The organism is Nocardiopsis dassonvillei (assembly GCF_964273065.1).
GTDB lineage: Bacteria > Actinomycetota > Actinomycetes > Streptosporangiales > Streptosporangiaceae > Nocardiopsis > Nocardiopsis dassonvillei_B.
In genome coordinates this window covers 5,640,476-5,652,864 of the sequence record NZ_OZ186815.1, presented here as the reverse complement: position 1 = coordinate 5,652,864, position 12,389 = coordinate 5,640,476, and the positions used below count along the sequence as shown (strand labels likewise).

10 protein-coding genes are annotated in these 12,389 nt (G+C 75.4%); 1 reads left to right on the top strand and 9 read right to left on the bottom strand.

Annotation, left to right across the window (positions count from 1 at the left end):
* Window positions 1–35: 35 nt before the first annotated feature.
* Window positions 36–731, top strand: a complete 696-nt coding sequence (locus ACSUPR_RS25270; RefSeq protein WP_436887205.1) for an HNH endonuclease family protein — start codon at window positions 36–38, stop codon at window positions 729–731.
* A 256-nt stretch (window positions 732–987) separates the two neighbouring features.
* On the opposite strand, the gene ACSUPR_RS25265 is transcribed toward ACSUPR_RS25270, so the two are convergent.
* From ACSUPR_RS25265 to argH, 9 genes are all read right to left on the bottom strand, one after another.
* Window positions 988–1,494: a hypothetical protein gene (locus ACSUPR_RS25265; RefSeq protein WP_436887204.1), complete on the bottom strand. Its 507-nt coding sequence runs from the start codon at window positions 1,492–1,494 to the stop codon at window positions 988–990.
* Between the two features lie 320 nt (window positions 1,495–1,814).
* The gene (locus ACSUPR_RS25260) at window positions 1,815–2,249 is read right to left on the bottom strand and encodes a DUF742 domain-containing protein (protein WP_436887203.1); all 435 of its coding nucleotides are present in this window, start codon (window positions 2,247–2,249) and stop codon (window positions 1,815–1,817) included.
* On the bottom strand, window positions 2,239–5,436 hold the full coding sequence (locus tag ACSUPR_RS25255; protein WP_436887202.1) for a nitrate- and nitrite sensing domain-containing protein: 3,198 nt from the start codon (window positions 5,434–5,436) through the stop codon (window positions 2,239–2,241). Before ACSUPR_RS25255 ends, ACSUPR_RS25260 begins: the two co-directional genes overlap by 11 nt.
* A 254-nt stretch (window positions 5,437–5,690) precedes the next feature.
* Entirely contained in the window at window positions 5,691–6,605 is a 915-nt protein-coding gene (locus ACSUPR_RS25250; RefSeq protein WP_436887201.1) for a sirohydrochlorin chelatase, read from the bottom strand.
* Window positions 6,606–6,760: 155 nt separating this feature from the next.
* Window positions 6,761–7,363, bottom strand: a complete 603-nt coding sequence (locus ACSUPR_RS25245; RefSeq protein ID WP_436887200.1) for a GTP-binding protein — start codon at window positions 7,361–7,363, stop codon at window positions 6,761–6,763.
* Complete coding sequence (locus ACSUPR_RS25240) at window positions 7,344–7,805, bottom strand: DUF742 domain-containing protein (protein WP_436887199.1); 462 nt, start codon at window positions 7,803–7,805, stop codon at window positions 7,344–7,346. Before ACSUPR_RS25240 ends, ACSUPR_RS25245 begins: the two co-directional genes overlap by 20 nt.
* The gene (locus tag ACSUPR_RS25235) at window positions 7,802–8,236 is read right to left on the bottom strand and encodes a roadblock/LC7 domain-containing protein (RefSeq protein ID WP_436887198.1); all 435 of its coding nucleotides are present in this window, start codon (window positions 8,234–8,236) and stop codon (window positions 7,802–7,804) included. Before ACSUPR_RS25235 ends, ACSUPR_RS25240 begins: the two co-directional genes overlap by 4 nt.
* Window position 8,237: 1 nt before the next feature.
* A complete protein-coding gene (locus ACSUPR_RS25230) occupies window positions 8,238–10,673 on the bottom strand; it encodes a nitrate- and nitrite sensing domain-containing protein (protein WP_436887197.1) in 2,436 nt (811 codons plus the stop codon).
* A 283-nt stretch (window positions 10,674–10,956) separates the two neighbouring features.
* Window positions 10,957–12,372 carry an argininosuccinate lyase gene (gene argH, locus ACSUPR_RS25225; protein ID WP_436887196.1) on the bottom strand — a complete coding sequence of 472 codons (1,416 nt, stop codon included), beginning with the start codon at window positions 12,370–12,372 and terminating at the stop codon, window positions 10,957–10,959.
* Window positions 12,373–12,389: the final 17 nt, after the last annotated feature.

Sequence of the window (12,389 nt, the reverse complement as noted above, 5' to 3'; positions counted from 1 at the left end):
GGTGCGCCCCGTTCGCCAGCTCGTGGAGTTCCCTCATGGCCGATAAGAAGTCGTCGTCGAAGTCGGGCGGGATCATCTCCGCCATCGTCGGCGCGATCATCGTCGCAGCGTTCGTCCTCTACCAGCTCGGGATCATCGACCTGGGCACGGACGGGGACGCCGGCGGTCCGCAGGACGGCGGCACCTCGGCCCCTGACACGTCCGTCGAGCAGGCCCGGACCATGCTGGACGAGCTGCGCGTGGAGGCGGAGGAGGACCCGCCCGGGTACGACCGCGCGCTGTTCCCCCACTGGAGCCGCCAGGACGGGTGCGACACCCGGCAGACGGTGCTGTCCCGTGCCGGGGAGAACGTGGAGATGAACGAGGACTGCCGGGCCGTTTCCGGCTCCTGGTACAGCGCCTACGACGGCGAGACCTTCACCGACCCCCAGGACCTCGACATCGACCACATGGTGCCGCTGAAGGAGGGCTGGCGGTCCGGGGCCCACGCGTGGACGACCGAGGAGCGGGAGCGGTTCGCCAACGACCTGGAGTCCTCGCCGCAGCTGTGGGCGGTCAGCGCCTCGAGCAACCGGTCCAAGGGCGATGCCGACCCCTCCGACTGGATGCCTCCGCTGGAGTCGCTGCACTGCGAGTACGCCGCCGCGTGGATCGAGGTCAAGCACGTCTGGGACCTGAGCGTGGATCCCGACGAGGAGGCCGCGCTGCGCGGGGTGCTGGACGGCTGCTGAGCCGCCGGGCCCGGGGCCGACCCGGGGCCGACCCGGGGACGGCGCCGTCGCCGGGGCGGCCCGGCGCACCGGATCCGGTCCGGTGCGCCGTGCGGGCGCCCGGCGGCCGGCGCGGCAGTGCCGCGCCGGCACGCCGTCCCGTCGGCGGGTCGGCCCGTCGGCGGGTCGGCCTCCGACCGTCAGGGGCGCGGTCCGACCTCGGGACCCGGCGGTCCCGGCCGGCGGTGCCCAACGGCGACCGCCGGGCCGGCCCACGTCAGAGTGCGTCCGCGGGGACGATCCCCCGGGCGGTGGCCAGCAGTTCGTCCGGCCCCAGGATCCCGAAGGCGTCGCGCACCTCCACCGCGGCCCCCGGCGCGGGTGTCCAGAAGGCCTCCGTCTCGCCGTGCAGTGCCGGGACCCCTCCGTTGTCGAACGGCGTGAGGACCCACTCGTCCGGGGAGCGCTCGTGGTACTCGGCGAGGAAGGCGCGCAGGGCGTCCAGGTCGGTGAGCGTGTCGCCGCGCAGGACGAGGATCTGCAGCACCACCTCGACGCCGCCCCCCTCCCTGGGCCGCTCCCACACCCTGCTCGTGAAGCCGACGTCGCCCCACTCGTACTCGAAATCGGAGACCGAGGCCTCCTCGTCGATGGCTGCGGGCAGATGTCCGATGCTGAAGCCGTCCAACTCTCCCCCTCGTAGGTCGGTGACGGCGGCGGCCGTCGTGAGCGCGAGCGTGAGGACCACGGCGAGGAACGCCGCGACCGGGCGGGACAGGGACATGGGGGCCTCCGGCCGGTGCAGCGCGGGACCTTCCCGGGCCGGCCGGCTGCTTCCATGCTGGGCCGCGCCCGGGGCCCAGACCAGCGTGCTCCGGAACCTGTGGATAACTCCGCTCCGACACGCGTGACCCGTCCGGTCCGGTCACATTCCCGCTCACGCCCGGACCAATCCGGCGGGGCGGGGGACGGTGGAGGACATCCGCGTGACGTGCGGGGAACGGATCCGGGCCGGGGGCCGCAAGGGGGCCCGTCGCACGAAGCCCCGGCGGGGACCGCGGAGAGGGCGCGCACGGGCGGTGGCCCGGTGCGGGCGGCGGGGTGCTACAGGGAGCGGAGGCCGACGAGGACGGCGTGCAGGATGTCCTTGCGGGCCAGCGGGCGGGAGGGACCGCAGCGCTGGAGGGAGCCGTCCGCGATCATCCGGGCGGTGATCGCCCTGACCTGGCCGACGGGGAGGTTGACCTCGGCGGCCAGCTCGACGACGGTCCGGGCCCGCAGGGCATGGCGGAGGATGGCCTCGCGCTCCGGACGCAGCCATTCGGGCCGTCCGGGGGTGCGCGCGGCGACCACGAGGGTGAGCAGGTCGAGCGTCCCGGGCCCCGGTCCGGGGGCGGCTCCCTCCGGGTCGCCCGCGGCCACGGCGAACGGGCGCAGGAACCGCTCCTCGGCCCGGTCCGGTTCCGCCTCGTCGCGGGGGGCGCGGTCCGCGCCCCCCCTTTCGTGCCGGGCCGGGGCCCGGCGTCTTTCATGGCTCACTGTGTCCTCCCGGAGGTGTGGGGGCCGGTACTCGGAAGGCGTCCCGTTCATGGGACACGGGGCGCTTGGGCAGGGGCATCCGCTCCGGGTCCGGGAGGCCGCCCGCGGGGCTCCTGCCGGGGCGGGGTTCCCGGGAGGGCTCTTCCGGGGTGGCGTACGGGTACTCGTCGACGGGGTCGGGCGGCCCGTCCGGGCGCGGAGCGTCCGGGGCGGGGAAGGGCGAGGTGGGCGCATCATCGGCCCACGGCCCGGGGGGTGCCCCCGGCCGGCCCCGGTCGGGGGCGACCGGGCGGGGCCCGGTGAACCCCGGGGGGAGGTCTCGGCGGTGCGCCGGGCGGCCGCCCTCCCGGGCGGCGGGCGGGTGCTGCGGGCCGGGGTCGGGTCGGCGCCGGTCCGCCGCCAGGTGGGGCAGGGGCTCGGTGGGATCGCCCGGGCGCCCGTTCTCGAGCGGCCGGTCCCCGGGCGGCCGGCCGCCCGTCACCGGTCGGGGGCCGGTGCCGGGTCCGGCGGGGAGGGGCTCGCCGCGGCGCGGTTCGGTCGGGTGCCGCCCGGCGGCACCGAGCACCTCCTGCGGACCGGTGTGCCCCCAGCGCACGTCCCACGGCTGCTCGGCGGGCGGGCCGGAGCGCGGGCCGGCCTGGGCGTCAACGGGGTTCCGGGGCCGCCGCCCCTCGTCGGAGGGCCGCTCCTCGGGTGGGCGGTCGTCGAAGGCCGGCGGGTCCGCGAAGAGGTCGATCTCGCCGAGGGCGGTCTGCGGCCCGGTCCCGTGGGGCCGCCCCGGGCCGGGCGCCGCACCGGCGCGGGGGTCCAGCGCCACGAGGTCGCCGAAACCGGTCTGCGGGCCCGTGATCCGGTCGTGCCCGGGGCGGAGGTCCATCGCGTCGGTGTCGGGGGCGGGCCGCAGGCCGCCGTCCGGAGCGGGCTGCGGACCCGTGGTGCGGCCGGGGCGGGGATCCGCACGTCCGGTGTCGGGGAGGGGCCGCGGCACGGTGGCCGGGTCGGGTCCGGCGCCGTCGAAGGCCGGACCCGGGCCCCCGGCGGCGGTCACCGGGCGCAGGTCGGGGCCGGCCTGCGCGTCGGCACTCCTCTGCACCTGTTCGGTGCGCGCGCCCGCGGGGACGGACTCGGGCGGGGTCTCCGGCACTCCGAAGGCCTGGCGCACGTCCTCCTCGGGGGCGGTCTCCTCCCGGGGCGGTACCGCGGGCGGGACGACGCCGCGCGGTCCGGCCACCGCCGGTACGTCGGCCGGCTCCAGCAGGGCCCTGGGGATGAGCGTGATCGCCCGGGTGCCCCCGTAGGGCGAGGGCTCCAGCCATACCCGCACACCGTGGCGCTCGGCCAGGCGGGCCACCACGAACAGCCCCAGCCGCGGGTCGTCGGGCAGTGCCATCACGTCGAACTCCGGCGGCCGTGCCAGGGTGCGGCGGGCCTGCTCGTAGCCGTGCTCGGACATGCCCAGGCCGCGGTCCTCGACCTCCACCAGCAGTCCCTCCGGGCAGGGGCCGCAGCCCACGTCCACCGGCGTGCCCGCCGGGGAGAACTGGGTGGCGTTCTCGATCAGCTCCGCCAGCAGGTGCACGATGTCGGCGACGGCCTGGCCGTGCATGAGCAGGCGGGGCGCCGAGGTCAGCCGTACCCGCTCGAAGTCCTCGGTCTCGGCGATGGCGGCGCGCAGCACGTCCACCAGGGGGCGGGGCTGGCGCCAGCGGCGGGCGGACTGGCCGCCGCCCAGGATGATGAGGTTGTCGGCGTACCGGCGGGCCCGGGTGGTGAGGTGGTCGAGCCGGAACAGGCGCCCCAGCGCCTCGGGGTCCTGCTCGTCGTACTCGATCTCGTCGAGCAGCCGCAGCTGGCGCTGGACGAGGTTCTGGTTGCGGAAGGCGATGCCCAGGAACGCCTTGTTGGCGCCGCGGCGGATCTCCGCCTGGCGCACGGCCGCCTCGACCGCGGTGAGCTGGGCGCTGTCGAACGCCTCGGCCACCTGGCCGATCTCGTCGTCGCCGAACTCGTCCAGCGGGGGCAGCTCCTCCTGGGCGTCCACCCGGTCCCCGCGCTGGGCCCGGTCGACGAGGTCGGGCAGGTCGTCGTCGCGCTCCATCACGCGTTCGCGCAGGAGGGTGAGCCGGTCGGTGAGGCGCCGGGAGGAGCGGCCGACGGTGGCCAGGGCGATGGCGCCGCCGGCGAGGCAGACCAGGGCCGCGCCGACCGCGAGGGACACCTGGGTCAGGGCGGCGCCCCAGGCCAGGTCCACCGTCCGGTCGGCCTGGGCGCGGGCCAGTCCGTCGATCAGGGCTACGGAGGCGCCGGAGGAGTCGTCCCAGTCGGCGGCCCCGACGTCGAGGGGGGTGCTCCGTGCCGGCGGGGCCTGCTCGTCGGCGGTCGCCGGCGGGCGGGTGACGACCGCGCGGCTGAGGTCCTCGGCGCGGATCCAGGCCGGGTCGGCGACCATCTCCTGGTAGCGGGCGTTCACGGACGGGGACAGCAGGTCGGCGGCCTCGCCGAGGGTGTCCCGGTAGGAGGCGGTGAGGTACGTGAAGTGTGCGGTCTCCTCGTAGCCGATCCCGCCGCGGGCGGCGACCCCGGCCAGCAGGGCGTCGGCGGTGGAGTACTCGGCCGCGGCGCCGATGAGCTCGCTGGTGAGGACGGCGTCGGTGAGGTTCTCGCCGCCGTCGGTGGTGTGCACCAGGGCGGTGGTGACGGCGGCGGCGCCGTCGAGGACCTCTCCGTAGCCGACGAGGATCTGCTCCTGGACCGTGGAGCCGTCGTCCAGGGCGGTGCGCAGGGCGGGCAGTTCGCCGGTGGCCTCCACGAACTCCCCGGCGCTGCGCCGGACCTCGTCGTCGCGGGTGGCCCGCAGCTGCTCGGCGAGCCCGACCGCGTCGGCGACGGCGGTGTCGGTGCGGGCGCGCTGTTCGCGCAGGGCGTCGGTGTCGACGGTGTCCCCCGCTTCGAGGCGGCCCAGGTGGACCAGGCTCAGGCGGCGCTCGGAGCGCAGTTCGAGGACGGCCGCGGAGAAGGCCTCGGTGCCCTCGCGGGCCTGGACCACGGATCCCATGAGGCGGACGGCCTGCACCGTGCCCACGGCGGCGACGATGAGCCACAGGGCCAGGAAGCACAGGCTCGGTACGAGCACGATGCGGTTGAGCTGCCCACGGATCGTGGACGCTTTGACGCGGGTTCTGCGCATGGCCCCTCCAGCCGGTGCGGGTGCCGGGCCACATGGCCTCGGCGGCTTTCGGTCGTGCCGAGGCTATCGAAAAATCATGGCGGAACGCGGTCAAACAATTACTACGAGTTGCCTTAGGAGGCGCGCGGCACCCTTGCGAACCCTCGGGAGGGCCTCCGAAGTTCCAGGTCGAAGCGCCCGTGAACAGCGAAGGGGCCGCCCGCCGAAGCGGACGGCCCCGTGAACACGCCCCATCCCACGGCGTGTCGCCGCGTTCAGTCCTGCCGGCGGTGGCGCGAACCCACCGGGGCGGGCAGCTGGTCGGCGGTCGGCGGCTGCTCGACGCCCAGCGAGTTGAGGATCTCGGCGTAGCGCAGCGCGGCGATCTTGCCGAGCAGGCCGTCGGCGCCCAGCGGGGCGCCCAGTCGGGCGCCGAACCGCTCCGCGGTGGCCGACAGGTCGGTGTGCAGCTCCGGGCCCAGTGCGCTGGGCGCGATGACCGGGCGGTGGCAGCCGCCCTGGCGCAGCTGGGAGACGGCCAGCTCCAGGGCCGCCTCGTTCTCCAGGTCCGCGGGCAGCACGGTCAGCCCCAGGCGGGCGGCGAGCAGGACCGCGGTCACCCCGGCCGCGGCCACGGCGGACTCCCCTCCGACCGCGCCCACCACCACGCCGTCGGCCATGCCGGTGTCCCGGGCCACGACGCTGATCAGGCGCATGCGGTCGGCGCGCACGTAGCCGCTCTCGGCCAGCCGCAGGTGCAGCACCTCGGCGAGCATCGGGTGCGGGCCCAGGCCCTCGCTGACGCGCACGTCCGCACCGGAGGCGCGCACGGCGGCGTCGATGGCGGACGAGACACCCGCGTGCGGAGCGGTGACCAGGGGCACGACCACGCCGGTCAGCGGCCGCTCGCCGTCGCCCTCCAGGCCGGCGAGCGCCTCGGTGAGGGTCTGCTCTTCTCCGTCGATGTGCCCGTGGCGGATGGTGACCTCGGGCCGGTAGGCGCGCACCAGGTCGGCCATCCGGGCGCCGATGGACTCACCGTCGACACCCCTGGCCTGCTCGGCCGTGCCCGGGACCGCCATGATCAGGGTCGGGGTCCCGAACCAGTCGTCGAAGGACAGCGGGTTCCGATGGCGGCCGGACCTCCGCTTGGGCAGTTCGCGTGGGGGGAGTCGATCAGAGTTTCGCATACCAGGATTCAGGATGAGAGGCGGACGGGGTGCCCGGTCGGAGCGGTGTCACTGACGCGCCATTGTAGCGTTCCAGGGCATATCCACGGGCGTGTCTCCCGAACGTACACCGGATCGCTCCCCCACCGGTGGGGCGGGGTACCACCCCGGCGGGCTCACCCGCTCAGAGCCGGGCTGCGGCCGCGGATCACGTGGGTGACCAGGGCGACCAGCACGTCCCGGCAGGAGACGCGGTCCCGGGCGTCGGCGAGGAGGATGGGCACCGCGGCGTCCACGTCCAGGGCCCGGCGCACCTCCTCGGTGTCGTAGTCGTCGGCTCCCTCGAAGCGGTTGACCGCGACCACGAAGGGCACCCCGCGCCGCTCGAAGAAGTCCACCGCGTGGAAGCAGGTCTCCAGACGGCGGGTGTCGGCCAGGACCACCGCCCCCAGTGCGCCCTCGGCGAGCTCGTCCCACATGAACCAGAAGCGGTTCTGGCCCGGCGTGCCGAACAGGTAGAGGACCACGTCGGAGTTGACGGTGATACGGCCGAAGTCGAGGGCGACGGTGGTGGTGGTCTTGTCCTCCACTCCCCCGAGGTCGTCGATCCCGTAGCTGGCCTCGGTCATCACCTCCTCGGTGCTCAACGGGGTGATCTCGCTGACCGAGGCCACCATGGTGGTCTTCCCGGCGCCGAAGCCGCCGGCGATGATGATCTTGACCGCCTGGGGGATCGCCTCGGGCTCCCCCGGCCTGGTCTCAGAGTCTGCGGATGCCATCGAGTACCGCCTGAAGCACTTTCTTCTCGGGAAGCCGGGCGACGGGCGTCGCCGCCCGGGTGCGGATGTCCCCGTCGGCGAGCAGGTCGCCCAGGAGCACCCTGACCACGGTGAGGGGGATGTCGAGCCGGGCGGAGACCTCCGCCACCGAGATGGGCCTCCGACACAGGTCGAGGATGGCCCGGCACTCCGGCTCCAGTGGTCGCTCGCGCCGGTCGCGGGCGGCCACCACGATCGTGATGAGGTCCAGCCGGGGCCCCGTTCCGCTGGGCCGGACCCGGCCCCGGGTCAGCGTGTAGGGGCGGACCAGGGAGCCCTCGGGGGCGCCGCCGGGGGACAGTCCGGCGGCGGGCCCCTCCGAGGTGGGGTGGCCGCGCCCGGCGTGCCAGGGTGCGGCGGGGCGGCGGGAGACGCCGCCCTGTCGTTCCTCCTGGGCCGTCATGAGCCCACACCCCCGGTGGCGGTGAGCTCGCCGGGGCGGCGGGGCGCGGCGGTGAGGAACTGGCCCACCCGCTTGACCCGCAGGTTCATCTCGTAGGCGACCAGGCCCACGTCCGCGTCCTCGGTGGCCAGCACCGCCAGGCAGGCGCCGGCCCCCGCGGCGGTGACGAAGAGGTAGGAGTGCTCCATCTCCACCACGGTCTGTCGGACGTCGCCGCCGCCGAAGTGCCGCCCGGTGCCGCGGGCCAGGCTCTGGAAGGCGGAGGCCAGGGCCGACAGGTGTTCGGCGTCCTCGGGAGGCAGCTCGCGGGAGCGGCCCAGGAGGAGCCCGTCGGCCGATAGCACGATCGCGTGCACGGCTCCGACGACGCGATCGGCCAGGTCGTCCAGGAGCCAGTCGAGGTTGTCCGCGGCGTTGCTGTTGCCCACCATCTCAGTCGTTCTCTCCCGTGTGGTCGTCGGTGCTGCCACCGACCCGGTGGCTGTCGTACTGCCGCCCGCCCCCGTCCTGGTCGATGTCCGCGGCGCGGCCCTTGCGGGTCCCGGCGCTGAAGGCGTCCATCATCCGGCGGGCCTGTTCCGGGCTGCGGGAGGACGGCTGCTCGGCAGCCCCTTCCTCCCCTTCCGGCCCGGGCGGGCGTCTGAGCTGGGGGGCGAGGCTGGCCTGTCGCCTGCGCCGGGGCAGGCCGGGGCGCTCCCCGTCGGCCGCGGGGCGGGCGGGGACGCTGCGCAGCAGGGGGGCGCGGCGCTCCGGGGTGTCCCGGGGCTCCTCGGCCGGGGGCACCGGGCGCAGCAGGGGCCGGGAGAGGAGGGCGTCGCCCTCGGTGACCAGGACCCCGACCGCGCCCGCGGCGTCCGGGGCGTCCGGCGGCGGGGTGCGCGGAACACGGCGGGCGGCGGACCGGGGCCTCTCGGGCGCCTGGCCCGCACCGGCGGAGCTGAACAGCGTGCCGGGGACCAGCACCACCGCGCGTGTGCCGCCGTAGGGCGAGGGGCGCAGCTCGACCTGGATGTCGTGCTTGGCCGCCAGGCGGGCGACGACGAACAGGCCCAGGCGGGCGTCGGTGCCCGGTGCCATGACGTCGAACTCGGGTGCCTCGCTCAGGGTGGTGTTGGCCCGGGCCAGGGCGTCCTCGGTCATGCCCAGCCCGCGGTCCTCGACCTCGATCGCCACGCCCTTGGGCACGGGCTCGGCGGAGATGGAGACGTCGGTGTGCGGGGGCGAGTAGGCGGTGGCGTTCTCCACCAGCTCGGCCAGCAGGTGGATGACGTCGGCGACGGCGGAACCGGCCAGGGAGAGCTCGGGTACGGCGGTGACGTGGACCCGGGCGTACTCCTCGGTCTCCGAGACGGCCCCGCGCAGGATGTCGATGAGCGGGATCGGCCGGCGCCAGCGGCGCCCGGGCCGGGAGCCGCCGAGGATGATGAGGTTCTCGGCGTGGCGGCGGCCCCGGGTGGCCAGGTGGTCGAGCTGGAAGATGCTCTCCAGCAGGTCGGGGTCGTCCTCCTCCCACTCGATGCGGTCCAGCAGCTGGAGCTGGCGCTGCACCAGGGACTGGTTGCGGTGGGCGATGCCGAGGAAGACCCGGTTGACCCCCGAGCGCAGCTCGGCCTGCTTGACGGCGGCGGCGATCGCGGTGCGCTGGGCGATGTTGAAGGCGTCGGCGACCTGGCCGACCTCGTCGTCGCCGTGGTCGAGCTGCTTCACCTCGGTGTCGGGGTCGACGCTCTCCCCGGCCTCCAGGCGTCGCACGATGCGGGGCAGGTCGACGCGGGCGGTACCCAGGGTCTCGGCGCGCAGCCGGGCCAGCCGGTTGGTGAGGCGACCGGCGGAGCGGGCGGCGACCCCGTAGGCGACGGTGCCCGCGAACAAGGAGGTGATGCCGCCGCCGACGGAGAGGCTGAGCATCCAGGCGCTGGCGGCCTCGGTGGCGGTGACCACGTCCCCCGCCCGGCGGGCGGCGAGGTCGGCCAGTTCGGCGTTGACCGGGTCGGCGGCGGAGCGCCAGTCGGCCAGCCCCGCGGGCGGGGAGGCGTCCCGGACGATCTCGGCGGTGACCGGGTCCAGGGCGGCGGGGGCCTCGTGGGTGCCGACGGCGTCGCCGATCTCCATGAGGCGCCGCCACCCGCCGCTCTCGGCGAGGGTCGCGGCGGTGGCGCCCCGGGGGTCGTCGCCGGAGTGGACGGTGTCGAGCCGCAGGCGGGCGTCGTGGAGCAGCGCGGTGATCTCGGTCTGCTCGCCGCGGGTGAGATCGCCGCGGGCCGTGACCGCGGTGACCAGTGCGTCGGCGTGGCTGAAGGACTCCTGGGCCCAGAGCAGGTCGGTCGTGGCGGCGGCCTCGGCGGCGGCGTGCCCGTCGTCGAGGGAGCGGGTGGTGCCGGAGTAGAGGCGGATGCCCCGGTGGATCGCGTCGGTGTAGGCCTGCAGGGTGTCGGGGTCGGCGGCGGCGGGGTCGGTGAGGGCCGCGGTGCGGACCGCGGCGACGGTGTCGAAGGAGGTCAGGAGGTCGTCGGTGAGGGCGGGGGTGTCGGGGTCGCCCCGGTCCCCGAGGGATCCGTCCAGGTCGCGGACGGTGTCGACGGCGCCGTCGGTGAGGCGGGCGTGGTCGGCCAGGTCCTGGCGGGTCCCGGCCCCGGGGTCGGCCAGGTACCCGGCGGCCAGCCGGCGCTCCTCCTGCAGACGGGTGAGGGCGGTGACCAGGTGGATGCCCGCCCTGCCCTCGGCCATGGCCGAGCGCAGGGAGACGGCCTGGGCCAGGGTCGCCATGCTGAGCACGACGAACAGGGCCAGGAAGGTGATACTCGGGATCAGCACGATCCTGTTGAGCTGCGCCCGGATGCCGCGGCGTTGGGCTCCCGGTCTTCCCATTGCGCTCCTCCAGCGGACTGACCGCGGGCGCCGGCGGTGTGGCTCCGACGCGGACCATCACCGTGTGCACAGGGGAGAGCACTCAGCGGCACCCGCAGACTCAGGACGCTACCGCACCCGTGGGCGGGCCGCCGGGAGAACGGCGAAATACACCCGGGGCCGTGCACCCGCTGCGCGATCGGTGCGCGCGGGCGCCCGGGGCGCCCGTCCGGGGAGGGCCGGAGAGCACGGCAGGGCGCCCCCGGCGGTCGGGGGCGCCCTATCGGGACCGGTCCGGAACCGGCTAGGCGAAGGCCTTGCGGTTCTCCTCGACGGCGGCGCGCAGCCGGTCGAGCTGCTCGGCGACGCGTACGGGCGCGGTGCCGCCCCGGCCCGCGCGCGAGGCCAACGAGCCCTCCACCGTCAGCACCTCGCGCACGGCGGGGGTCAGGTGCGGGGAGATCGCCGCGAAGTCCTCGTCGGACAGGTCGGGCAGGTCGATCCCGCGCTCCTCGCACACCCGCACGCAGGTACCGGCGATCTCGTGCGCGTCGCGGAACGGGACCCGCTCGCGCACCAGCCACTCGGCGATGTCGGTGGCCAGCGAGAAGCCCTGGGGGGCCAGTTCGGCCATGCGGCCGGTGTGGAAGGTCAGGGTCGCGACCATGCCGGTCATCGCGGGCAGCAGCAGGTGGAGGGTGTCGACGGCGTCGAACACCGGCTCCTTGTCCTCCTGCAGGTCGCGGTTGTAGGCGAGGGGCAGTCCCTTGAGGGTGGTGAGCAGCCCGGCCAGGTCGCCGACCAGGCGCCCCGCCTTGCCGCGGGCCAGCTCGGCCACGTCGGGGTTCTTCTTCTGGGGCATGATCGAAGACCCGGTGGAGAAGGCGTCGTCGAGGGTGACGAAGGAGAACTCCTTGGTCGCCCAGAGGATGACCTCCTCCGAGAGGCGGGACAGGTCCACACCGATCATCGCGGTGACGAACGAGAACTCGGCGACGACGTCGCGGGCGGCGGTGCCGTCGATGGAGTTCTCCACCGAGGCGGGGAAGCCCAGTTCGGCGGCGACGGCCTCGGGGTCCAGGCCCAGGGAGGACCCGGCCAGCGCACCGGAGCCGTAGGCGGACACGGCGGCGCGGCGGTCCCAGTCCCGCAGGCGCTCGACGTCGCGGACCAGCGGCCAGGCGTGCGCCATGAGGTGGTGGGCCAGGAGCACCGGCTGGGCGTGCTGGAGGTGGGTGCGGCCGGGCATGGCGGCGCCGGGGTGGGCGGCGGCCTGGTCGGCCAGGGCGCCCACCAGGTCCAGCAGCCCGGCGGCGATCGCCCGGGCCTCCTCGCGCAGGTACATGCGGATGAGGGTGGCGATCTGGTCGTTGCGGGAGCGCCCGGCGCGCAGGCGCCCGCCCAGTTCGGCGCCGACCCGCTCGATGAAGCCGCGCTCCAGGGCGGTGTGCACGTCCTCGTCCTCCAGGACGGGGGTGAAGGCGCCCGAGGCGACGTCGGCCTCCAGCCGGTCGAGCCCCTCGATCATGCGGTCGAGCTCGTCGCCGGTGAGCAGCCCCGCGCGGTGCAGCGCCCGGGCGTGGGCGCGGGATCCGGCGATGTCGTGGCGGGCCAGCCGCCAGTCGAAGTGGGTGCTCAGCGACAGCCGGGCCAGGGCCTGGTCCGGTCCGCCCTCGAAGCGGCCTCCCCACAGGCGCAGCGCCTCGGGCTGGTCGGCCATGGTGTGGTTCTCCTCAA